Here is a 23,930-nt window from a genome sequence, read left to right as displayed (position 1 = left end):
GCCCAGGCAAGTTTTATCGGTCGCCCTCGCCTCCTGCCGAGCTTACTCGACGCATCGGGCGTTGAAGCCTGCCGCTGACAGCGCCGGTTCGAGTGAATGCGCATCGCCAGACAAGTAAACTTCAAGGGTGGCGAACTCGCGGCGCAGCGGATAGTTCGTTCGGCAGTGGTCGAAACCGGCAGCCTGTCCGCGTTGGCGGCATTCTCGTTTGAGCGCCTGCCCATCGCGACGCACGTCATACACCGCTCTCATACATAAACGTAGCGCATCCTCGATAGGCAGCGCACTTTGGAATTGCAGCGCTCTCAACGCAGGCTTCGGGCAAATGCTGGAAAACGATGGCCCAGCGGGCATTTTTAGCGTTTGTGTCAGCGCCTGTTCAATCATGAAGGTGCCGCGCAGCTTTCCATCCAGGCTGTGCCCGGCAATGTGAGGTGTGCCAAGTGCAACCCGTTCAAACAGGTCCGCGTCGATACCGGGCTCACTCTCCCAGACGTCCAGCACCGCCTCGAGATCACCGCGCGCCGTTAGGCGCTCATCCAGCGCTTGGCCATCCACACAGTCGCCGCGCCCGGCGTTGATCAGCACCGTATGGGGCTTGAGCGCTTCGAGCCGCTCGGCGTTTAGCAGATGGAGGGTTGCATGCTCGCCTTCGCGCACCAGCGGCGTGTGCAGGCAGAGCACGTCGCAGCGCGCGATCAGCTCATCGAGTTCAACGAAGTAAGTCCTCCCCTCACGCTCGGCTCGCGGCGGGTCGCACACCAGCACCGCCACACCCAACGCTTGTAGGCGCCCCACGAGCCGCCCCCCCACGTTGCCAGCGCCCACGACCCCAACGGTGCGCTCGAACAGCGACCAGCCTCCCTGCTCGGCCAAGGTCAAAAGGCTTATCAGCACGTAGTCCACCACCGCCTCGGCGTTACAGCCAGGGGCGCTGGCAAAGCCGATGCCGCGCTCGCTCAAGAAACCGAGATCGACATGATCCACGCCGATGGTGCAGCTTCCCACGAAGCGCACCGGGCTCTTTTCAAGCAGCGCCGCATCGACCTGAGTGACCGAGCGTACGATCAGTGCATCGGCATCGCTTACGTCCTGGGCGCTGATCTCACGGCCGGGGCGGCGCAGGATATCGCCCAAGTGGCCAAAGCAGCTGTCGGCGGCGGGAATGTTGGCATCGATGACGAGTTTCATAGGCGTTTCAATATCCGGGCTTTACAATAGGTTGGAGACGCGCGAGAGGCGTGACAAGAAGGATTCAAGGAGAATAGGCGTTGAGGAGACCATAGTGATCGTACGCTGGGAAACCGACCATGACTATGTGCTGGTGCACATTCACCAGGACATGTTCGGCGACTGGATATTTAGCCGCGCCTGGGGGCAGATCGGCACCCAGTTCGGTGGGCTGAAGCACCAGTTGGCCGATACCCGCGAACAGGCGCAGATGTGGCTCGACGACGAGGCCACTATTCAGGCCTCGCGCGGGTTCGATAAAGTGCTGGAAGCCGACGACCACGCCCCGGAAGCCCAGGATGCGATGCGCCAGCTATCGCTTTTGGACGCGCTCTAGCGTCGTTTTAGCCCTTGTGGCGCAGCGTGAACACGTGGTGCAGGTTCGTTCGCCGCTGAAAGTCCGGGTCGAAGGTTTTAGCGGTGATCTCGTCCACCTCGAAGCGCTCGGCGAGCGCTTCGTCGAGCTTGAAGCGCCGCTGATTATTGGAGAACACCAGCGTGCCGCCGGGGGCCAGGCGCGCCATGGCAAGCTCGATCAGGCGCGGGTGGTCGCGCTGAACGTCCAGCGTGTCGCGCATCTTCTTCGAGTTGGAGAAGGTGGGCGGGTCCATGAAAATCAGGTCGAACTGGGTGTCGGCACGCTCGAGCCAGCGAAAGCAATCCTCGCGCACCACCCGGTGGCGGCGCTGGTCGAGATCGTTGAGCGCAAAGTTGTCCTTCGCCCATTCAAGGTAGGTGTTGGACATGTCCACACTGACGCTGTCGCTCGCCCCACCGAGTGCGGCCTGCACCGTGGCGGTCGCGGTGTAGCAAAACAGGTTCAAAAAGCGCTTGTCCTTGGCCATCTCGCCGAGCATGCGCCGCACCGGGCGGTGATCCAGAAAAAGCCCGGTGTCCAAGTAGTCGCGCAGGTTGACCCATAGCCGGGCACTGCCCTCACGCACCTCGAAACGCTCACCGCTGGCACCGCGCTTTTGGTACTGGGCGCTGCCGGCTTGGCGCTCACGGCGCTTGATGTAGATGGCGCTTGAATGCACGCCGAGCGCCTCGGGCAGCACTTCGAGCGCATCGAAGAGGCGCTTTTGCGCTTGGGCGGCGTTGACCGACTTCGGCGCGGCGTACTCCTGCACGTGCACCTTGTCGCCATAGCGGTCGACGGCCAGCGCGAACTCGGGCATGTCCGCATCGTAAACGCGGTAGCAGGTCTCACCGCTCTGCTTGAGCCACTTCTTCAAGCGCTTCTGATTTTTGGCTAGCCGGTTGGCGAACATGCGGGCGTTCTCCGAGACTTGGCGCTCGCCGCTTGCCTTTGGCGCAGCCGGCTGGCCTTCCATTTCCTCGATATGCTCATCGGCGGAGCTGGCCGGCGGCGCTTCGTCGATCGCCATCAGCAGCAGCTTGGCATCGAGCGCGGCGTTTTTCAGCGCGTACTGCTTGTGGGCGCGAAGCCCCAGCCGATGGCCCAGATCCGGGTTGCCGGTAAATACCGCCAGCGTCCAGCCGGGAAAGAGCGTGCGCGCCTTGTCACCAAGCGTGGCGTACAGGCCAACCAGCTCGGGAAGCTCACCCAGGCGCTCGCCGTAAGGCGGGTTGGTGATGATCAGGCCTTGGGATTCGCGGAGCGACTCGGGCCGGGTGAGCTGCGACAAGCTCTGCCCTGCAAGCTCGATTAGCGCAGGCACACCGGCGCGCATGGCGTTAGCCCGGGCCGAGGCGACCGCCGCCGGGCTCTGATCGAAGCCGTAAAGCGTGGTCTTGCAGCGCTTGCGCCCGATCGAGGCACGCGCCTGAGCTTCGCGCTTGAGCTTCTGCCAAATAGCGGCGTCGTGACCGGCCCAGCCTTCGAAGCCGAAAAGCGGGCGGTGCAAATTGGGGGCCTGGTCGGCGGCCATCAGCGCGGCCTCGATCAAGAGCGTGCCCGAGCCGCACAGCGGGTCGATCAGCGCCTCACCCTGTTTGGCGCGCGCGGGCCAGCCCGCTCTCACCAACAGCGCGGCGGCCAGGTTCTCCTTGAGCGGCGCGTGGCCGACCTCCTTGCGATAGCCGCGCCGGTGCAGGCTGTCGCCGGAAAGATCGATACCCAAGGTCAAATTCGCCCGGTGCAGGTGGGCATAGAGGCGCAGATCCGGGGTTTTGGTGTCGATGTCCGGACGCGGCAAACCCGCCAGCGCCAGCGAATCCACCACCGCGTCCTTGATCGTTTGCGCGCCAAAGCGGGTGTGGCGAATCTGCTCGCTGCGCCCGTGAAAATCGACCGCTAGGGTGTTACCGGCCACGACGTGCGCCGGCCAGCTTACGCTGAGTGCGGCGTTGTAAAGCTCGGCGGCGCTCTCCACCATCGTCGTGCGCTTGATCACGAGCACGATCCGGTTGGCCAGCCGCGACCAGAGGCAGGCGCGGTAAGCGGTTTCGAGATCGGCGCTGAAGTAGACCCCGGCCACCGTGGCCTTGTCCGGGTGGGCGCCCAGCATTGATAGCTCATCGAGCAGAAGGCTTTCGATGCCTCTGGGGCAGGTGGCTAAAAACTCTAGCGAGGCGTTCTGGCTGGGCTCGGTCATAAGCATCGGCGCGCGTAACCGCGCGTAATTCCTGTATATGGCAAATGTATTTACGTTCGATGACAATTTGGGGGTCGACAAGGGCCCATATCATGGGCTAACAATAAGAGAGTAGCTACTAAAACGCATGCGTACATTGTCAGGGTTTGACGCCGAACGACCAACTTTTGCGTCGACGCAAATCCTTGGCTTGTCGAGTTTGTTCAGGGTCGTTATGCACGTGAGTGCCCAACCCGTGGCCCGGGACCCACTCGCTCTTGAAGTAAGCTCCGAGGCTGCTCCCGGCTTTTTTCTTCGCGCCGGTTAGCCGCTTCATACCAAAGGCTTTCATAAAAGAGGTCAGCCAATGAAACGACAAAAGCGTGATCGCTTCCAGCGGGCATACGTGCACGGTTACAAAGCGGGTGTTACGGGTCGCTCTCGTGACGATTGCCCAAGCCAGGACATCAATTTACGCGAGTACTGGATGAGCGGTTGGCGTGAAGGTCGCGGAGACCAGTGGGACGGCATGACGGGCGTCTCCGGTATCCATAAAAACCCGATGGTCATGACCTGACCCGAACGTTTTTTCAAACGAACCTTCAAAACCAGATTTGACCGACCAAGCCCGCCTTCAACAAGCGGGCTTTTTCGTGCCTCAACGTCGGCCTTTACCCCTTCACAAGCGCTTTAGCGCAGCTGCTCACGAGTTTGGGGCCTTCGTAAATGAGCCCGGAGTAGAGCTGCACGAGATCCGCGCCGGCGGCGAGCTTTTCCTGGGCTTTTTTAGGGCTGTCGATGCCGCCGACCCCGATGATGGGCACGTCCGGCAAGTGTGCACGCAGCGCACGAATGACTCGGTTCGAGGGTTCGAACACCGGCCGCCCCGAGAGCCCGCCCGCCTCCTCGGCGTGAGCATGCCCCTTCACCGCGCTGCGCTCGACGGTGGTATTGGTCGCAATGACGCCGTCGAAAGCGTTACGCGTAATACTTTGAGCGACCAGCGCGATCTCATCGTCGCTCATGTCCGGGGCGATCTTGATCAGAAGCGGCACCCGGCGCCCGGTTTGCGCGTCCAGCTCGCTTGCCCGTTCGCGTAAGGGCCCGAGCAGCGCATCGAGCTGGTCGCCAAACTGCAGCGTGCGAAGCCCCGGCGTGTTGGGTGACGAGACGTTCACCGTCACATAGTCCGCCACGCCGTGCACTGCCTCGAGACACGCCAGATAGTCACCCAGCGCTCCGTCTACCGAGGTCGTGAGGTTCTTGCCGATATTGATGCCGACCAGCCCCGCGTAGCGGCGCTTTTTGACCTGCTCGACCAGGTGCAGCACGCCCTTGTTGTTGAACCCGAAGCGGTTGATGATCGCGCCGTGTTTGGCCAAACGAAACAGCCGCGGTTTGTCGTTACCCGGCTGGGGCTTTGGCGTCACCGTACCCACCTCGACGAAGCCAAAGCCGAGCGCGCCCAGTGCGTCCAGATGATCGGCGTTTTTATCAAGCCCGGCGGCCAGCCCCACGCGGTTGGCAAATTTGAGCCCCATCAGCTCTATCGGGTCGCTCACCGCGCGACCAAAAAGCCGCTCGACGCCGCCCGCTTGATAAAGCTTGTCCAGCGCGGTGAGGGTAAGACCATGCGCGGTTTCAGGGTCGAGGCGAAACAGCAGCGAGCGAGTGAGCTGATACATCGAAGGCTCCGGGCAGTCATCGGGGGTGTCGATAGAGTGGGCGACAGAATCGGGCGAGGAGTATACCGCAATGCGATGGGCGCCGCAGACAAGCGCAGAAGCAATCCATCAAAACACGGCCTCTGCTCACAAAAAAGCGCGCCCCGCAAAGCGGGGCGCGCCGGGTCAAGCGAGCGGACGTCCTAGCCTTCGCTACCGCTTTCGGCCAGATCGACGAGTTCGCGTACGGCCACCGCAAAGAGCGCAAAGCCGCCCTCGGTGCCGCCGCGCACCTCCTCGAGCAAACGGCGCCAGCGGCGGTGAAGGTCGGCGTGCTGCTTGAGCCACTCATCCACCAGCTCCTGGGTATCGCGGCTGCCGGCGTCCATGTTGAGCACGCTGATGGTCAGCGCCAGCTGCTGGCGGTCGATGTCGTCGCGGAAGGTTTCCCGCGCCTGGGCCTGCCAGGCATCGCGCACCTCAAGCTGGGTCACCTGACGCGTCATCCAGGGCAGCTCCAGGCGGCTGCCGATTTCGTGGAACACCTCAGCCACGCGCTGGGGCTTTTCGTTGGTGCTGCGCGCAGCGAAGATGATACCGAGCCCGCCGTAAAGATTGGGCGCGCCGGCCACCGTCGAGGCCAGCGCCTCCGGCACGCCCTGCTCGATGAGCTCGTCGCGGCGCTTGAGCCACTGCTTTTGCTCCTCGCCGCTCAAGAGCTCGCCAATGCTCTCCTGAAGCTGCGACAGCCGCGGGCGGAAGTATTCGATCGCATCCTGGGTGGAGAGCCCCATGTGCAGGCGCACGAACCAGCGCGTCGCGCGGCGGATCAGACGCATCAAATCGAGCATCATCGAGTACTGGACGCGGTTGGGCACCTGGTTGTCCAGCGCCTCGATCTGACCCCACAGCTCATTGAAGCTGAAGGCGTCGCGGGCGATGACATAGGCGCGAGTAATGTCCGCGCGGCCCGCGCCGGTAGAGTCGATCAGCCGGCGAATGAACACCACGCCCATGTGATCCACCAGGTCGTTGGCGACCTGGGTGGCAACGATTTCACGCTTCAAGCGGTGCTCGTACATTTCAGTCTGGTAGCGCTCGACCAACAGCGAGGGAAACAGGCGTTCGAGGTGGCGGTCGATGTAGGGGTCGTCCGGCACGTTGGACTCGATCAGATCGCCCTTGAGCGTGCTTTTCGCGTAGGACGTCAGTACCGAAAGCTCGGGCAGGCGCATGCCTTCGTTGTTGCTGGCGCGCTCCTTGAGCACCTCGTCCGAGGGCAGAAACTCGAGTTCGCGGTCGATTTGACCGGCACTTTCAAGCTCGCTGATAAAGCGCCGGTAAGGCCCGGAGCCCTGGCGGGAGAGCATCTCGGAGAGATCGATCGATTGGGTCTGGCGGTAGTTATCCAGAATCACGAGCTCGGCGACCTCGTCGGTCATCTCGGCGAGCAGCTCGTTGCGCTGCTTCTCGGTCATGTCGCCGCGCTTAACCACCTCGTCGATCAGGATCTTGATGTTGACCTCGTGATCGGAGCAGTTCACCCCGCCGGCATTGTCGATGAAGTCGGTGTAGACGCGCACGCCTTTCGCCGCGGCCTCCATGCGCCCGCGCTGGGTCAAGCCGAGGTTGCCGCCCTCGCCCACCACGCGGCAGTTGAGCTCACAGCCGTTGATGCGAAGCCCGTCATTGGCCTTGTCGCCAACGTCGGCGTCGGTCTCTTCGGAGCCTTTGACGTAGGTGCCGATACCGCCGTTCCAGATCAGATCGACCCGCGCCTTGAGCATGGCGTTGATAAGCTCGTTGGGCGAGAGCTTGTCGGCCTCGATGCCAAAGACCTGGGCCATCTCCTCGGAAATCGTGATCGACTTCGCGCTGCGGCTGAACACGCCGCCGCCCTGGGAGATCAGCTCCTGGCTGTAGTCTTCCCAGCTCGAGCGACCCATGTCGAACATGCGTTTTCGCTCGGCAAAGGAGGCGTCGGTATCCGGGTTGGGGTCGACGAAAACGTGCAGATGGTTGAACGCGCCGACCAGCTGGATCTTGTCGGAAAGCAGCATGCCGTTACCGAACACGTCGCCGGCCATGTCGCCGATGCCGACCACGGTGAAGGGGTCGCGCTGGGTGTCGAGATCCAGGTTCTTGAAGTGGCGCTTGACCGACTCCCAAGCGCCTCGCGCGGTGATCGCCATTTTTTTGTGGTCGTAGCCGTTGGCACCGCCGGAGGCGAAAGCGTCGCCGAGCCAGTGGCCGTACTCCAGCGAGATCGCGTTGGCGTAGTCGGAAAACGACGCCGTGCCCTTGTCCGCCGCGACCACGAGATAGGTGTCGTCCTCGTCGTGGCGCACCACGTTCTGCGGCGGCACTACCTCGCTTCCTTCGAGATTATCGGTCACGTCCAACAGCGCGCGGATGAAGATCTGGTAGCAGGCGATGCCTTCGTTCTGCACGGTTTCACGATCGGCGTTTTCCGGCATGCGCTTGCAGACGAAACCGCCCTTGGCGCCTACCGGTACGATCACCGAGTTCTTCACCTGCTGCGCCTTCATCAGCCCCAGCACCTCGGTGCGGTAATCCTCGAGGCGCTCGGACCAGCGCAGCCCCCCGCGCGCGACCTTGCCACCGCGCAAGTGAACGCCCTCGACCCGCGGCGAGCACATGAAAATTTCGAACATCGGCCGCGGCTTGGGAATGCCGGTCACTTTCGTGGGTTCGAGCTTGTAGGCGATGTAATCCTTGAACTCGCCTGCCTCGGTTCGCTGATAGTAGTTGGTGCGAAGCGTTGCCTTGATCAGTTCCATGATGCGCCGCAACAGCTGGTCGTCGCTGAGACTCGCCACGCCGTCCAGGTGCTCGACAAGGCGCGCTTCGCAGGCTTGGGTGTCGTGAGACTCGGCCTCGGGGTCGAAGCGCTGTTTGAATAGCTCAACCAGGCTCTGGGTGATCAAAGGGTAGTTGGCAAGCGTCGTGGCGATGTAATCCTGGGACATGCCAAAGCGAATCTGCTTGAGATAGCGCGCGTAGCCCCGGAGCATGGCGACTTCGCGCCAATCGAGCCCGGCGCCGAGCACCAGCCGGTTGAAACTGTCGTTGTCCGCTTGGCCTGCCCAGATGCGCTGAAACGCCTCGCTGAAGATGTGGCGCATCTGGCTCATGTCGACCCCGGTGCGCGAATGTTCGAGCTCGAAGTCGTGGATCCAGTAGCGCGCGTGGGGGCTATTGATATCGTAGGGGCGCTCGCCCTGCACACGCAGGCCGAGGTTTTCCATCATCGGTAGCACGTCAGAGAGCGGAATCTGGCTATCGCGGTGGTAGAGCTTCAGGTTCATGCCGCCGGCCTGCTCTTCCATCGGCCGGTAGAGTGACAGCGACAGCTTCTTGTCCCCGCGCAGCGTCAGCAGATGCTGGATGTCGAACACCGCCGTACGGGCGCTGAAGTCCTCTCGGTAGCTTGCCGAAAACGCCTGCTGGAACTGCTCCATTAGTTCGTTGGTACGCTCTTCGCCGAAGCCTTCATTCATGGCGTCGAAAAGCTCGTCGCGCCAGCTGCGCGCAAGCTTGGCCACCTTATTTTCCAGCCGCTTTAAATCGTACTGGGTGGGTGCGTCGCCCTTGAAACGCAAAATGAGCTGGATGCGCGCCAGCATCGACTCGGAAAGGTAGGTGTTGAAATCGCCAAAGCGGGCATCAAGCTCGTCACACAGCATGGTCTGGATGCGCTGGCGAAGGTCGGTGGAGAACACGTCTCGCGGTACGAACACCAGGCATGAATAGAACTTGCCGCTGACATCGGTGCGGATGAACAGGCGCACCTGACGGCGCTCGCGGATATTGAGAATTCCCAGCGCCGTTTCAGCAAGCGCTTCAGTATCGATCTGGAAAAGATCGTCGCGCGGGAAGACTTCCAGAATCTGCAGCAACTGCTTGCCGTTATGGCCGCGCGGGTTGAAACCCGCGATATCCATCACCGCCTTGAGCTTGCGGCGCAAAAGCGGGATGTTACGCGGCGACTCGTTGTACACCGTGGCGGTGAACAGGCCGAAAAAGCGCCGCTCGCCGATCACGTTGCCGTCGTCATCGTAGCGGTCAACGGTGATGTAGTCCGGGTAGGTGGGGCGGTGCACGCGGCTGTGATGCGCGCTCTTGGCAAACGACAGAAGCTGCGGCACCAGCACGAAACCGCTTTCGTCGACGCCCTCTTCGGTACGGATACGCTCGCGATAGCGCGTCTGGTTTAGGCGGAAAACGCCCAGCACGCTATTGGGGTCGCGCTCGAGCTCGCCGTCTTTCAGGTAGTACTCGTCGTACCCCAAAAAGGTAAAGTTGTCCTTCAAGAGCCACTCGAGAAACGCGATCGCCTCTTCGTGGTCGTCAGGGTCGAGCTGCGGCGGGCAGTTCTTCTCGAGCTCCTGAATGGCCGAGGTGATTTGATGGCGCATTGGGTCGAAGTCTTGCACCGCGGTGCGCACGTCGCGCAGCACGTTATGAAGCTTCTCTTCCATGTTCGACAGCGCCTGCGGGTCGCTGTGGCGATCCACTTCGATGACGATCAGCGACTCCCGTGCCTCCGGGGCGTTTTCGTCGCGCGGCGTGGTCAGGGTCTCGAGATGGTGGCGGCCGTCGCGGGCGACGGCGAACACGGCGTTTTGAATCGCGTGAACGGTCAAGCCCCGGCGGTTGAGTTCGATGCGCACCGAGTCGACCAGAAATGGCATGTCCTCGTGCAGTACCGCCACGAAGGTGTGGTGCGACTGCCAGCCGTCCTCTTCGAAATCAGGGTTGAAGATGCGCACTTTCGGGCTTTGCGGGTCGTGGTGCAGCAAAAACTGCCAGATCGAAAGCGTGGCGCCGTAAAGATCGTCGAGACGGCGGTCGACAATATCCTCCACCGGGACGGTGGCGTAAAAGTGGCGGGCGAACGCTTCGATACACGCCGCCCGGTCCGGCTCCAGCCGCGCTTCCAGGCGCTCCTGCAGCTGTTTCAAAAGGTCTTGTCGACTCTCAACACTCGCAACGTTGTGCATCCATCACCTCGATTGCCTGGGCCGGTGGGGCCAAAACGAACAATAATCGGCCTTGGGGCCACGATTTCCGTTAGCTTACTGTAGCAGCTCACTCCTCTCTAACCATCTGCCAACTTGCTTATGGAGTATGCCGTACTCGCATCATGCTCATTTAGCGCTTTACCAGCACCACGCCACACTCACAGTGGTGGGTAAACGGGAACTGATCAAACAGCGCAAAGCGCTCGACGTCGTGAGTTTGCGTCAATATTTTAAGATTTTCGGCAAGCGTTCGCGGATTGCAGGAAATATAGACGATCCGCTCGTACTCGCTGATCTGAAGACAGCTCTGCTCGTCAAGCCCCGCCCGCGGCGGGTCTACCAGCACGGTCGAAAAATCGAAGCTATCGAGATTCATCTCCGCGACCCGGCGCCCGGCTTTCTCGCCTTTTAGCGCTAGTGAAAACTCCTCGGCAGACATCCGCGCGACTACCGCGTTCTCAATATGGTTAGCCTCGATATTAACGTTAGCACTGGCCACCGACGTACGAGAAATTTCCGTGGCCAGCACGCGGCGAAAATTACGCGCAAGCGCGATGGTGAAGTTGCCGTTTCCGCAGTAAAGCTCCACCAGATCGCGCCCGGTTTGATCACGGGTCGCCTGCCTTGCCCACTCGAGCATGGTTTGACAGATGTGGGCGTTGGGCTGGGTGAAGCTATTCTCGACCTGCTGGTAGTCAAGGGTGCGCCCATCGACCGTCAGCTGCTCCCAGACGTGGTCGCGAGTGAGCACCAGGCGCTGCTTGCGCGAACGGCCGATGATCATGATACCCAGCGACTTTTCCAGCGCCCGCGCCTGGGCCTCCCAGGCCTCGTCGAGCGGACGGTGGTAGATCAGCGTGACCAGCGCCTCGCCGGACAGCGTGGTCAAAAACTCGACCTGAAAGAGTCGCCGCCGAAGCGTGTCGCTTTGCAAAAACGCCTCTCTGAGCTTCGGCATCAGCTCGTTGATGCGCTCGCTTGCCACCGGATACTGATCCAGGCGCACGACCTTTTTATCCTTGGGATCACTCGGGTTGACCTCGAACATGGCATAAAACAGATCGTCGCCTTCGTGCCAGATCCGAAACTCGCAGCGCTGGCGGTAGTGGCTCGGCGGCGACGAATAGACCTCGAGCGCCGGCGGTGCAAACGGCGCGAACAGCGCCTCGACGAAGGTGCGCTTTTCATCGAGCTGCTCAGCGTAACGTTGGGGGTCGACAGCGGGAATGGCCAAGAGGGCTCCTTAAAAAGTGATCAGCGCTGCCCGCGCTCAGGGCAGCGACAAGCGGTGCGGGGCCTTGAAACCAAAGGCCTCGAAGCCGCGAACGAGGTGGTCGGCGTCGGCGGTGGTGAACGAGCGCCCATCCTGTGGGCCACGGGCGTGGGGCATCACGTCGACGACCCGGCGAGCGATGGCATCGCCGGAGTCGATCCATTGAAGCGGCCGGGGCGCCAGGGTTTCGAGCACCGGTTTCAACAGCGGAAAGTGGGTGCAGCCAAGCACCACGGTATCGAGCGGGCGCGACGCGATGACCGCCTGCCAAAGCGGCTCGAGCGCATCCTGCAGGCGTGCGCGGTCGACGCGCTGACCGGCAAGCCAGGCCTCGGCCTCGGTGACCAGCGCGTCGGCGGCCACTTTGGTGACCTCGCAGTCGCTGGCGAAGCGCTCGATCAGATCCTGGGTGTAGGGGCGGTGCACCGTGGCGCGCGTGGCCAACAGGCCGATATGTCGTGTACGGCTTGCAAGCGCGGCGGGCTTGATGGCGGGCACAGTACCGATCACCGGAATGTCCAGCGTCTCGCGAAGACCGCTTAGCGCCAGGGTGCTGGCGGTGTTGCAGGCCACGACCAGTGCGCTGGCTTGGCAGGCAGTGACCGCCGCCTGGCATACGGCCAGAATACGCCTGGAAAGTGTGACGTCATCGCGCAGCCCGTAGGGCAGCCAGGCATTGTCGCAGGCGTAACACACAGGAATATCGGGATGGCGTGAGGTAAGTGAGCGGGCCACCGATAGCCCGCCGACGCCAGAATCGAAGATCAGGACGGGCCCGCTCATGGCGCCCCGCCCGGGCCAATGGATGAGTAAGCCACAAGCGCTCTCTGGGAGTTTAAAAGGCGCGAGTTTAACACGCCCGAAAGGCTCGGGCGCGCGTGGAATCAGATGTCAGGCACCTCGGCGTTGTTGAGCTCGGCGTAGAGCTCCGGGTAGGCGTTTTGCAAGCGCTCGAGCTCCTGCTGCGCCTTGTCCGGCAGCGCTTGGCGAAGCGCTTCTAGATCCTCGTCGGTGAAGTACTTGTCGATCAGCGGGAACAGGTGCTCGCGCTCGTGGCGAAGATACGTTCGGTGGGCGTCGAGGTAAGTGCTCAAATCCTCGGCGAAGCGATCCATCGGCAGCACGTTATCCATCAGGATCATGTCGATGTCGTCGGAAAGTTGAGCAAGACTCGGCTTGAGTTGGCGGTAGTCCTCGGCCATCTTCTCCATGAAAGGCAGCTCTTCCGAGGCTTTTTCCTCGAGGCGCTCCACGCAAATCTTTTCCAGAGGTGTGGCGAACTCGTCCATGTAGGCAAGGATGTAGTCCACCACTTCACGCATCAGCTTGAAGTTGGGCCGCTCGCCCTGCACCAGCGTTTTCTGCTTAAGCTGTAGCACATGAAGCATGCGCGCCATATTGGCATGGTCCTGACGCAGTTGATTTAACATGAGCCAAACTCCTTAAGTGGTTGTCGAGCCTTACCTTCAAAATCCCTGTCAAGGCATTGGACACGCGCTGGATAAGCAATGTCTACTACACTGTGACAACTGATCTTTAGCAACTGATCTTTAGCAACTGATCTTTAGCAACCAATCTTTAGTAAATACACGATGGCAATGAGAATTTGGCAATGCATGTTGCCAAGCGCTCAAACGCAGTTTTGCAGTCGTGCTGCGCTCGTTGCCTGCCGCTTCAAGACACCGCGTTACAAAGCGTATGTCCTAAGGTAGCCTGCCGCAACGCGCTTTGCCATAGCATGACCCGGCGACGCTCGACGCCCTGACGCACGAAGGATAAAGACATGGACCTTTTTGACAGCGCCGAGGCCCCGCCCGCCGACGGCGCCCCCCTCGCCTTTCGCATGCGCCCGCGCCACCTGGACGACTACGTGGGCCAGCAGGCGCTGGTCGGCCCTCATAAACCGCTGCGCCAGATGGTAGAGACGAAAAGCGTACGCTCGATGATCCTTTGGGGCCCGCCAGGAGTGGGTAAAACGACGCTGGCCGAGCTATTGGCCCGCGCCTCGGACTCGGCGCTTGAGCAGCTTAGTGCGGTGATGGCCGGGGTGAAGGAGATTCGCGCGGTGGTCGAACGCGCGCGACAGACCCGCGCGCAGACGCTGCTCTTTCTGGACGAAATCCATCGCCTCAACAAGAGCCAGCAGGATGCGCTTTTGCCCCACGTCGAATCCGGGCTGTTGACGCTGATCGGCGCGACCACCGAAAACCCCTCTTTCGAGGTCAACTCGGCGCTTTTATCGCGCACTCGGGTCTACGTCTTAAAGCCGCTGAGCGAGCAGGAGTTGATCGACGTGATGCGCCAAGCGCTCGAGGATCGCGAGCGCGGGTTGGGCAGGCGGTCAATCGAGCTCGAAGAAGGCGTGCTACAAGCGCTGGCCCGCGCCAGCGCCGGCGACGCGCGCCGGGCGCTGGGGCTGCTTGAAACCGCTTGCGACTTTACCGAGCAGCGCGGCGAGCGGGAAGTGCTGGAAAAGGCGGCGCTCGCGGATGTGATCGGCCACCAGTCCAGCGCCTTCGATAAGCAGGGCGACGCCTATTATGATCTGCTCTCGGCGATCCACAAATCGATTCGCTCCTCGCGTCCGGACGCCGCGCTTTTGTACATGGCGCGCTTCATTCAAGGCGGCGGCGACCCGCTGGACGTGGTGAGGCGCCTGTGCGCCATTGCCTCGGAAGACGTGGGCAACGCCGACCCGCGGGCGTTACCGCTGGTGATCGCCGCTTGGGACGCCTACCTGCGCTTGGGCGATTATGAGGGCCAGCGGGCAATCGCCCACGCGGCCATTCACCTGTCGGTCGCGCCCAAGAGCAACCGCATCGATCGCGCCTGGAAGGCGGCGCAGTCGTACGTCAAAAGCCAGCCTCAAGTGGACGTGCCGAGCTACCTGAGAAACGCGCCAACGAAGCTGATGGAGGAGCTTGGCCACGGCGAAGGCTACCGCTACGCCCATAGTGAGCCCGACGGCTACCCGGCCGGCGACGCCCACGACTGCTGGCCCGAGGCGCTGCCCAAAACGCGCTTTTTCGAACCGAGCACTTTTGGTCAGGAGAAGCGCTTTGCCGAGATCATGGCCTGGCGCGAGGCCAGAGACGAAGAAGCCAACCAGACGCCGGGAGGCGTTTGATTGGCTCATACGGGTGACTTAAAAGTCGCCGACCAAGGTCAGCGCCGAGGCCGGCTGTTTCCCTAGTAGGTTTCGCGAATAACGTCAGTGCCTTCGGGAATCTCGAAATCGAAGAGGCTGCGGTCGACGCGCCCATTTTGTACGATGTCATCGAAGGTGATCAGCGTGCGCTGGCCGGTGCTATCGGTCATCATCAGCTCGCTCAGGGTCTCACCTTCGAACACCATGGAGAGCTCTTCGAACAGCGTCTCGTTGGAGGTCGGCACGAGCGTGAATACGTCTTCGCTACCCTCCTGGGCGTAGAAGACGTCGAAGTTCTCGGTCAGATCATAAGCGCTACCCGAGAGCAGCAGCGCCGGTGTGTGGGAGACGCGATTGTCCATCGCCTGCACCGTGACCTGCTCGAGATCCGGGTCATAGAGGTAGACCTCGTTTCCGTCGGACACCACCACCTGAGCATAGGGGGCTTCGACTTCCCAGCGCAGCATGCCCGGGCGGGATAGCCACATTTCACCGCGCGCATCCTGCAGGCGCTCACCGCCGCTGCCGCTGATCATCTGTTCAAAAGATGCCTGATAGCTCTCCAGCGGCTCGAGACGCTCGGAGAGACGCTCGGCAGCCTCGTTGGCCAACGCCATCGGTGCTGCGAAGGTCAAACCCAGTGCGCTGGCCGTCAGCGCCAGCGAAGAACCGCGCCGCGTATCTTGATCGCTCATTACCTTACTCCCCAGGCAGTGTTGCCAAATGGCGGCACGTGCGTGCCGCAACGGTTGTGATATTTGGACAGGAACATCCCTGTGTCCACACTCAGACGCTGGTCGCGCCCCGGGGTTTCACCGGCGGCGCGACTTTCACGCTTGTTGCACGATTGACGCCTCACTTACTGGCCCACCGGCGGCGGGGCCAGCACTTCGCGGGCACCGTTGGAACCCATCGACGACACCACGCCGGCGCCTTCCATCGCCTCGACCAGCCGCGCAGCGCGGTTGTAGCCGATCTTGAAGCGGCGCTGCACCGCAGAGATCGACGCCTTGCGGGTCTCGGTAACGAACTGCACGGCCTCGTCATAAAGCGCGTCCTGTTCGGCGTCATCACCGTCGCCGCCTTCGGCTTCGAGCCCGGCCAGCGCATCCGCTGAGACGCCGCCGGATAGGATCTCATCGATATACTCGGGCTCGCCGCGGCGCTTCCAGTCCTCGACCACGCGGTGCACCTCGTCGTCGTCAACGAAGGCGCCGTGCACGCGGTTCGGCGGGCCGGAACCGGCGGGCAGATAGAGCATGTCGCCGTGGCCCAGCAGGCTCTCGGCGCCGCCCTGGTCGAGAATCGTGCGCGAATCGATACGTGATGACACCTGAAACGCCATTCTTGAGGGAATGTTGGCCTTGATCAGGCCGGTCACCACGTCTACCGACGGGCGCTGGGTGGCAAGAATCAGGTGGATACCGGCGGCGCGGGCTTTCTGCGCCAGCCGCGCAATCAGCTCCTCGACCTTCTTGCCGACGATCATGAACATGTCGGCGAACTCGTCGATCACCACCACGATGTAGGGCAGCTTCTCGAGGATCGGCGGCGTCTGGTGCATCTCCCAAGGCTGCGGCTCCCATAGCGGGTCCGCGACCTGGGCGCCGGCGCGCTCGGCCTCGTCAAGACGCCCGTTGAAGCCGGCGATATTACGCACGCCCATCGCTGCCATCAGCTTATAGCGCCGCTCCATTTCGGCCACGCACCAGCGCAGGCTGTTGGCGGCCTCTTTCATGTCGGTGACGACCGGCGCCAGAAGGTGCGGAATGCCATCGTACACCGAAAGCTCGAGCATCTTGGGGTCGACCATGATCAGCTTGAGCTCGTCTGGCGTTGCCTTTAAAAGCATCGAGATCAGCATGGCGTTCACACCCACCGACTTACCCGAGCCGGTGGTACCGGCCACCAACAGGTGCGGCATCTTGCCCAGATTCGCCACCACCGGGCCGCCGCCGATGTCCTGACCGAGCGCCATGGTGAGCGGCGAGCTCTCCTGCTGATAGCGGTCGGAGTCGATGACTTCGCGCAGGCGAATCATCGCCCGGTGCGGATTGGGAATTTCGATACCCACCGTAGGCCGGCCGGGGATCACCTCGACCACGCGTACGCTCTTGACCATCAGCGAGCGCGCCAGATCCTTGGCCAGATTGCTGATCTTGGAGACCTTCACGCCGGGCGCGGGCTTGATCTCGAAGCGAGTGATGACTGGGCCAGGCCAGGTATCGACCACGTCTGCCTTCACGCCATAATCGCGCAGTCGCACCTCGAGAAGCTCCGCCATGTCGCTGAGCTGCTCTTCGGTGTAGTTGGGCTGATGCGGCTCCGGCGGTGTAAGAAGCTGGTAGCTTGGCACCTCGCCTTCGGGCTCGTCTTCGGTTTCGAACGCCGGGCGCTGGTTTTGCAGATGCTCGACGGTCCAAAGCGTGGGCCCGGTATCCGGCTCAGGCTCCGCGCGCTCCTGAGCAAACGTCGGCTCCTGACGCGCTTCCCTCGGCGCGACCGCGGCCGGGGCGGGTGCAGGCGTTGTGGTCGCAGCGGAGGCGGGAGCATAAGCCGGCTCGATCTCTTCGTCGTCTTCCCACACCGGCTCGGGTACCACTTCCGGCACCCGCCGGGTCGCATCGAAAGTTGGGGCGCTGGCGCTCAGCGGCTCGCGCGGCTGGGCGCCCCACTCCTGCGGCGACGCGTCATCATCGATAAGCTCATCGTCGAACGCGTCTTCCTCCTGGGGCTCGTCGATGAAAAAGCGCGCGGGGGGCGCGGGCTCTTCATCGCGCCTGGACGCGCGAAGCGACAGCGGGCCGTCGTCGGCATCGGACGGCGTGCTCCAGGGCGCCGGCTCAATGGGCGTATCCTGCTCCAAAGGCGCCGGATCGAAGGCAGGAGGCGCCGGCCGCGGCTCGGGCTCGGGCTCGGGCTCGGGCTCGGGCTCGGGCTCGGAAGCAGGTTCGTCGGCCTGGGTGGGCGCGGCAAAAGCGCTGGGCACCGACGGTGTTTCCTCCGTCGCTTGCACCGGCGTCACCGGCGCTGGCGCCTCGGTTTTCTCTGCCTCTATCGGTGCTTCGCCGCGTGCGGACATCGGCTCGCTGGGCGCGGCGTCCATCGGGCGCGACGCGCTCAGTGCTTGTTCGGCGCGGGCGTCTTCATACGGCGTCTGCTCGGCGGGCGCTTCTTCAACGGGCGGCACTGGCGTTGCCGGCGTCTCGTCGATCGGAGCGCTTGCCGTCTGCGCCGTGTCGTTGCCTTCTAACGCATCAGAGTTAGAAGCCGAGAGCGTAGGCTCGGCGCGGGCGGGGTTTACCGCCGCTGGCTTGCTCGGGGCGGGCTCGGCGGAAGGTTCTCGCTCGCTGGAAGCCGGCGCGGGCGGCGTATAGTGATGGGCCGCTGCCTCCCAGGGAATCGAGGTATCGGTGGTTTCGCTTTGATCGAAAGCCGCCATGCGCGGCTCGCGCCGGCTGCCTTCGCGAGCCTTGGGTCTGGAGTCAGTACCGGCCGCCGCGCTCGCCGCCGCACTGGCCTCCAGGCGTGCTGCGTCGGCTTCGGCCTCCTGCTGCTCGCGCGCTTCTTTTTCTTGCCGGTTGCGCTCCTTGAACTTGCGCGTTGCCTCTTTGGAGGCAGCCTTGATCGAGGCACGCTCTTCGCGCTTTTGCTTGCTTTTAGCACGACGGGCGCGCCAGCCGGCGCCCAAACGGCAAAAGCGCTTGCCGAGCTCGTCGGCCACGTTCAGCCAGGAAAGGCCGGTAAATAGCGGAAAGCCGATCAAAATGAGCGCGGCGGCAATCAGGCCTACCCCGCCGCTTCCGACCAGCGGGCGCAGCGTGCCGACCAAGCCCTCGCCTAGAATGCCGCCGGAGGCGTAGGGCAAAATGCTGTCGGGATGATAAAAGTGCAGCGCGCCGAGCATGGTGGTGCCGAACATCAACAGCACCAACCCGCCGGCGTGCACCGCGATGGCGACCGGGTCGATTTCAAAGCGCACCTGGCGTGAGCGCATCAGCCACCAGGCGGCGAAGCCGAACATGCCGGGCCACCACAAGGCGCTTGCCCCCAAAAGCGAGTAGAGCACGTCGGCAAGCCAGGCACCGACCGGGCCCATCCAGTTGTGCACGTCGGTTTCCGGCCCTTGGTAGGACCAGCCCGGGTCTTCCGGCTGGTAGCTAAACAGGGCCAGCAATAAAAAGACGCACAGCGCCAGCAGTACCACGACGACGCCTTCGCGCATCGAGCCCTGAAGGCGCAGGCCGAAACGCCGCGCCTTGTCCCTGGCGGCCTTGACCCGAGTGGACTGGGCCGACGTTGATGGTCGACGCGAACCGCCCTGCGTTCGCTTGTCTACCGTCTTGTTTACTTTCAAGCGATTCTCCCTTTACACCTGGTGGCGTCGTTAATCGACTTGCGAGTTTGCATCATACCGAGCATCCTTTCGCCATCACAGCGCTTGTCGCTTCGAGTTGGCGTTCAAACGCGCTGGCGGCATTTTTTGAGGCAATCACAAAGGCTGTTATCAAAGGCGACAAGGAGTCCTTCATGCTGCCCTGGCTTTCATCGCCACTGCCCGCCTTCCCGGCGTCGGCCAGCGCGCTCGACACGCCCAACGGCCTACTCGCCGCCGGCGGCGCGCTCACCCCCCGATGGCTCATCGAGGCGTATCGCCGCGGGATCTTCCCCTGGTACAACGATGGCGACCCCGTGCTTTGGTGGAGCCCCGACCCGCGGATGGTACTGGCGCCGGCGCAGTTCAAGCTGCGGCGAAGCCTTGTCAAACGCCTGCGCAATGGTGGCTTTCGCGTGACTCTGAATCAACACTTCGATGCGGTCATCGATGCCTGCGCTGCGCCCCGCCAGGGCGAGCCGGAGACCTGGATCAACCCGGACATGCGCGCGGCCTACCGCCACCTTCATGGCTTGGGCATTGCCCACAGCGTTGAGGTCCACCAGGACGGCGAACTCATCGGCGGGCTTTACGGGCTGGCGCTGGGGCCGGTATTTTTCGGCGAGTCGATGTTCTCAAAAGCACCGGATGCATCCAAGGTGGCGCTGGCACACCTGGCGCGCGCCATGGCGGACAACGGCGGCGCTCTGATCGACTGTCAGATGCATACCCCGCACTTGGAACGTTTGGGCGCCGCGCCCATCGCCCGCGCGACGTTCGTAAGCTATCTTGAACAGTGGCTGCCGGAAAACGCGTTCGACCTGGACGGTCACTACCCGGTCGTTCCGGCGTCGCCCTGGCTGAACGCCGTACCCTCAGCCTATTGATGCAAGCAGCAACCCTCAAGGAGATAGCCGTGAGCAGCAGCGCCTCCCGCGGCCCGGTCCGCGATCTACGCTTTTTTCTGACCGTGCCCCACGCCTGCAGCTACCTGCCGGATCAAAAAGCGACGACGCTGTTTCTGGACCCCAAGGAAGCGCCCTCCCACGGCGTATACGACGCGCTTTCGCTGCTGGGCTTTCGCCGCAGCGGTCGGCATCTGTACCGGCCACACTGTGAAGGCTGCCAAGCGTGCCAGTCGGTGCGCATTCCCGTCGCGCAGTTCGAACCCAACCGGACCCAGCGCAAAATCGCCAAACGCAACGCCGATGTCACGACCCGCGTCGTGGCCGCTCATTACCATAACGCCCATTACGCACTCTACGCCCACTACATCCGCGCGCGTCACAGCGACGGCGACATGTATCCGCCAAGCCAGGAGCAGTATCGCACCTTTTTGACCCTCGACCAGCCCTACGCCAACCTGATGGAGCTCTATCTGGAAGATCGATTGATCGGCGTGGCCGCGTTCGATCGACTCGAGCACGGTCTGTCGGCGATCTACACCTTCTTCGCTGTAGATGAGGAGCTCGACCGGCGCTCGCTGGGAACGCTTGCGATCCTGAAGCTGATCGAGCGTTGCCAGCAGCTGGAGTTGAGCCACCTTTACCTAGGCTACTGGATCGAGGAGTGTCGAAAAATGCGTTACAAGCAGGCGTTTTCGCCGCTGGAAGTGCTGGACGGGCGCCGCTGGCGTGCGCTCATTCGCTAAAACGGCGCGCTTTTTTGCCTTGACGCCAGCCTTGCGGCACAATATAGCGCTGCTTACCAAGCCCATGTAAACGATTTGGCCAGTTGACGCGTATTTGGCGGCGGCTTTACTTGCCAATCACCGTACCTGGCAACCACAGTGCCGGCGAATCTGTTAAACTGGCCACGACGATATTAAATAAGTGAGGATCTGCCTATATGGCACGCGAAGACCATATTGAAATGGAAGGCGTCATTGTCGATACCCTTCCCAACACCATGTTTCGTGTCGAGCTCGAAAACGGCCACGTGGTGACTGCCCACATCTCGGGCAAAATGCGCAAGAACTATATCCGCATTCTGACCGGCGACAAGGTCAAGGTGGAGCTGACCCCTTACGACCTGTCCAAGGGCCGCATCGTTTACCGTTCGCGCTAAGTATTTAACGCTTTCGTACCCAACGCTTTCGTGCTTATTTAAACCGGCGTAACCCCCCGCCTCCGTTACGCGCACGAGCACGAGCGTTTTTCCTCTTTTACGGCGCCTCAAAATGACAACGCCCCGTCAATGACAGGGCGCTGTATGCGGTTGAGCCTTACGCGTTGACCGTTACGGGGCGTCGGCCATCTCGGCTTCGGTCGAAAGCGAAAGCTCGCCCTCTTCCAGGCTGACATGCACCGTACCGCCGTGCTCGGCCAGCTCGCCAAAGAGAATCATCTCGGCCAGCGGCTTTTTCAGCTTCTCCTGAATCAGGCGCGCCATCGGGCGTGCGCCCATGTCCGGGTCGTAGCCCTTGTCCGCCAGCCAGTCGCGGGCCGAGTCGTCCACGTCGAGCTGAACGCGTTTCTCGTCGAGTTGAGCCTGAAGCTCGATCAGGAACTTGTCGACCACGTTGCGTACCACGGTCATCGGTAGCGCGCTGAACTGGATGATACCGTCTAGGCGGTTGCGGAATTCCGGTGAGAACGTGCGGCGGATGACTTCCATCGCGTCCGTGGTGTGATCCTGAGTCTGGAAACCGATCGAGCGGCGCGACGCCTGCTCGGCACCGGCGTTGGAGGTCATAATCAGAATCACGTGGCGGAAGTCCGCCTCGCGGCCGTTGTTATCGGTCAGACGGCCGTGATCCATTACCTGCAGCAGCAGGTTGAAGACTTCCGGGTGCGCCTTTTCGATCTCATCAAGCAGCAGCACGCAGTGGGGCTGTTTATTGACCGCTTCAGTCAACAGGCCGCCCTGATCGTAGCCAACGTACCCTGGCGGCGCGCCGATCAGACGTGACACCGTGTGACGCTCCATGTACTCGGACATATCGAAGCGCACCAGATCGATCCCCATAATGTGCGAGAGCTGCTTGGCGACTTCGGTCTTGCCTACACCGGTGGGGCCGGCGAACAGGAAGCTGCCTACCGGCTTGTCCGGCGATTTCAAACCGGCACGCGACAGCTTGATGGCCGCGGATAGCGAGTCGATCGCTTCATCCTGCCCAAACACCAGCATCTTGAGATCGCGGTCGAGCTTTTCGAGGAGCTTGCGATCGGAGCTGGAGACGCTCTTGGGCGGAATCCGCGCGATGGAAGCCACCACCGCTTCGACCTGCTCGACGTCGATGGTGTCGACCCGCATCTCGGAGGGCAGCATGCGCTGATGCGCACCCGCCTCGTCGATCACGTCGATCGCCTTGTCCGGCAGATGGCGGTCGTTGATGTAGCGATCCGCCAGGCGCGCGGCGCTTTCGAGCGCCCCGTCGGTGTACTTGAGTTCGTGGTGCTCTTCGAAGCGCGAGCGCAGCCCCTTGAGAATCTTGATGGTGTCATCGACCGAGGGCGCCGGCACATCCACCTTCTGAAAGCGCCGGGCAAGCGCACGGTCCTTCTCGAAGATACCGCGAAACTCCTGGAACGTGGTCGAACCGATGCAGCGAAGCTCGCCAGAGGAAAGGAGCGGCTTCAACAGGTTGGAGGCGTCCATCACGCCGCCGGACGCGGCGCCCGCGCCGATCACGGTATGAATCTCGTCGATAAAGAGAATCGAATTGGGCTGCTTTTTGAGCTCGCTCAGAAGGCTTTTCAGACGCTTCTCGAAATCGCCACGGTACTTGGTACCGGCGAGCAGCGCGCCCATGTCGAGTGAGTAGACCACGGCGTCGGCGATGACGTCCGGCACGTCTTCTTCGACGATGCGCTTGGCCAGGCCTTCGGCGATCGCGGTCTTGCCCACACCAGCTTCACCGACCAAAAGCGGGTTATTCTTACGCCGGCGCGCGAGAATCTGTACCACGCGCTCGAGCTCGTGATCACGCCCGATCAGCGGGTCGATCTTGCCAAGGCGCGCCTGCTCGTTGAGGTTGGTGGCGTAACCGGTCAGCGGGTGTGCGCCGCCTTCGGCACTGGCTTCTTCCACATCGTCACCCTCCTGCTGAGAAGATGTATTCGATGAATTGTGACCGGATACCTTGGAAATACCGTGGGCGATGTAGTTGACGGCGTCTACCCGCGCCACGTTTTGCTGTTTCAGGAAGTAGACGGCCTGGCTCTCCTGCTCTGAGAAGATGGCCACGAGCACGTTGGCACCGCTGACTTCGCTTTTACCCGATGACTGTACGTGAAAAACCGCGCGCTGAAGCACGCGTTGAAAGCCAAGCGTCGGCTGCGTTTCGCGCTCGCTCTGGCCTTCGGGAATCAGTGGCGTGGTCGAATTGATGAAATCCTGCAGATCGGACCGCAGCTTATCGAGATTGGCCCCGCACGCTTTCAGCACATCGACGGCGGAAGCGTTATCCAGAAGCGCTAAAAGCAGGTGCTCGACGGTCATAAACTCGTGGCGCTTTGAGCGAGCCACGGTAAAGGCCGTGTTCAGGGTCAGTTCAAGTTCTTTGCTCAGCATGGCAGTCCCCTTTTCGCTACTCCCCGGGGCGTATTCACCCGGGACTTGCGTCGGATCAGTTTAATCGACCGGCACTTTCAACATCGGGTACAAATGCCCCGCTTGCAAGCCCCACTGCCACTTTTTTTCAACGTTTACCGGGG

16 protein-coding genes are annotated in these 23,930 nt (G+C 62.2%); 6 read left to right on the top strand and 10 right to left on the bottom strand.

What is annotated here, in order from left to right; all coding sequences use genetic code 11:
* Window positions 1-42 precede the first annotated feature (42 nt).
* On the bottom strand, window positions 43-1,191 hold the full coding sequence (gene pdxB / locus ACGLWX_RS08880) for a 4-phosphoerythronate dehydrogenase PdxB (protein WP_396239058.1): 1,149 nt from the start codon (window positions 1,189-1,191) through the stop codon (window positions 43-45).
* A gap of 94 nt (window positions 1,192-1,285) precedes the next feature.
* Here pdxB and ACGLWX_RS08875 point away from each other — a divergent pair, with 94 nt between their 5' ends.
* The gene (locus tag ACGLWX_RS08875; RefSeq protein ID WP_396239056.1) at window positions 1,286-1,567 is read left to right on the top strand and encodes a hypothetical protein; all 282 of its coding nucleotides are present in this window, start codon (window positions 1,286-1,288) and stop codon (window positions 1,565-1,567) included.
* A gap of 7 nt (window positions 1,568-1,574) precedes the next feature.
* Here ACGLWX_RS08875 and rlmKL read toward each other — a convergent pair whose 3' ends face one another.
* Window positions 1,575-3,788: a bifunctional 23S rRNA (guanine(2069)-N(7))-methyltransferase RlmK/23S rRNA (guanine(2445)-N(2))-methyltransferase RlmL gene (gene rlmKL / locus ACGLWX_RS08870; protein WP_396239438.1), complete on the bottom strand. Its 2,214-nt coding sequence runs from the start codon at window positions 3,786-3,788 to the stop codon at window positions 1,575-1,577.
* Between the two features lie 346 nt (window positions 3,789-4,134).
* Here rlmKL and rmf point away from each other — a divergent pair, with 346 nt between their 5' ends.
* Window positions 4,135-4,344: a ribosome modulation factor gene (gene rmf, locus ACGLWX_RS08865; RefSeq protein WP_227388219.1), complete on the top strand. Its 210-nt coding sequence runs from the start codon at window positions 4,135-4,137 to the stop codon at window positions 4,342-4,344.
* Between the two features lie 94 nt (window positions 4,345-4,438).
* Here the strand turns inward: rmf and ACGLWX_RS08860 are convergent, their stop codons facing one another.
* The 5 genes from ACGLWX_RS08860 to ACGLWX_RS08840 form a co-directional block, all read right to left on the bottom strand.
* The gene (locus ACGLWX_RS08860; RefSeq protein WP_252109855.1) at window positions 4,439-5,452 is read right to left on the bottom strand and encodes a quinone-dependent dihydroorotate dehydrogenase; all 1,014 of its coding nucleotides are present in this window, start codon (window positions 5,450-5,452) and stop codon (window positions 4,439-4,441) included.
* Between the two features lie 182 nt (window positions 5,453-5,634).
* Window positions 5,635-10,455 carry an NAD-glutamate dehydrogenase gene (locus ACGLWX_RS08855; protein ID WP_396239054.1) on the bottom strand — a complete coding sequence of 1,607 codons (4,821 nt, stop codon included), beginning with the start codon at window positions 10,453-10,455 and terminating at the stop codon, window positions 5,635-5,637.
* A 151-nt stretch (window positions 10,456-10,606) separates the two neighbouring features.
* Window positions 10,607-11,710, bottom strand: a complete 1,104-nt coding sequence (gene trmA, locus ACGLWX_RS08850) for a tRNA (uridine(54)-C5)-methyltransferase TrmA (protein ID WP_396239052.1) — start codon at window positions 11,708-11,710, stop codon at window positions 10,607-10,609.
* A 36-nt stretch (window positions 11,711-11,746) separates the two neighbouring features.
* On the bottom strand, window positions 11,747-12,532 hold the full coding sequence (gene murI, locus ACGLWX_RS08845) for a glutamate racemase (protein WP_396239050.1): 786 nt from the start codon (window positions 12,530-12,532) through the stop codon (window positions 11,747-11,749).
* Between the two features lie 101 nt (window positions 12,533-12,633).
* A complete protein-coding gene (locus ACGLWX_RS08840) occupies window positions 12,634-13,179 on the bottom strand; it encodes a hemerythrin domain-containing protein (protein ID WP_252106718.1) in 546 nt (181 codons plus the stop codon).
* A 353-nt stretch (window positions 13,180-13,532) separates the two neighbouring features.
* Between ACGLWX_RS08840 and ACGLWX_RS08835 the strand changes: the two genes are divergently transcribed.
* Complete coding sequence (locus ACGLWX_RS08835) at window positions 13,533-14,876, top strand: replication-associated recombination protein A (RefSeq protein ID WP_396239048.1); 1,344 nt, start codon at window positions 13,533-13,535, stop codon at window positions 14,874-14,876.
* Window positions 14,877-14,938: 62 nt separating this feature from the next.
* Here the strand turns inward: ACGLWX_RS08835 and lolA are convergent, their stop codons facing one another.
* Together lolA and ACGLWX_RS08825 are read right to left on the bottom strand one after the other, a co-directional pair.
* A complete protein-coding gene (lolA, locus tag ACGLWX_RS08830; protein ID WP_396239046.1) occupies window positions 14,939-15,592 on the bottom strand; it encodes an outer membrane lipoprotein chaperone LolA in 654 nt (217 codons plus the stop codon).
* Window positions 15,593-15,756: 164 nt separating this feature from the next.
* Window positions 15,757-19,254: a DNA translocase FtsK 4TM domain-containing protein gene (locus tag ACGLWX_RS08825; RefSeq protein ID WP_396239044.1), complete on the bottom strand. Its 3,498-nt coding sequence runs from the start codon at window positions 19,252-19,254 to the stop codon at window positions 15,757-15,759.
* Between the two features lie 173 nt (window positions 19,255-19,427).
* On the opposite strand from ACGLWX_RS08825, the gene aat reads away from it, so the two are divergent.
* The 3 genes from aat (at window position 19,428) to infA (ending at window position 21,339) form a co-directional block, all read left to right on the top strand.
* Window positions 19,428-20,159: a leucyl/phenylalanyl-tRNA--protein transferase gene (gene aat / locus ACGLWX_RS08820; protein WP_396239042.1), complete on the top strand. Its 732-nt coding sequence runs from the start codon at window positions 19,428-19,430 to the stop codon at window positions 20,157-20,159.
* A 29-nt stretch (window positions 20,160-20,188) separates the two neighbouring features.
* Complete coding sequence (locus ACGLWX_RS08815; protein WP_396239040.1) at window positions 20,189-20,923, top strand: arginyltransferase; 735 nt, start codon at window positions 20,189-20,191, stop codon at window positions 20,921-20,923.
* Between the two features lie 197 nt (window positions 20,924-21,120).
* A complete protein-coding gene (gene infA / locus ACGLWX_RS08810; RefSeq protein WP_007111068.1) occupies window positions 21,121-21,339 on the top strand; it encodes a translation initiation factor IF-1 in 219 nt (72 codons plus the stop codon).
* A gap of 171 nt (window positions 21,340-21,510) precedes the next feature.
* Here infA and clpA read toward each other — a convergent pair whose 3' ends face one another.
* Window positions 21,511-23,787 carry an ATP-dependent Clp protease ATP-binding subunit ClpA gene (clpA, locus tag ACGLWX_RS08805; RefSeq protein ID WP_396239038.1) on the bottom strand — a complete coding sequence of 759 codons (2,277 nt, stop codon included), beginning with the start codon at window positions 23,785-23,787 and terminating at the stop codon, window positions 21,511-21,513.
* Between the last annotated feature and the right edge of the window lie 143 nt (window positions 23,788-23,930).

The sequence above is a fragment of the Halomonas sp. HMF6819 genome, from assembly GCF_044335525.1.
Lineage (GTDB): Bacteria > Pseudomonadota > Gammaproteobacteria > Pseudomonadales > Halomonadaceae > Vreelandella.
This window is presented reverse-complemented; position numbering and strand designations above follow the sequence as displayed.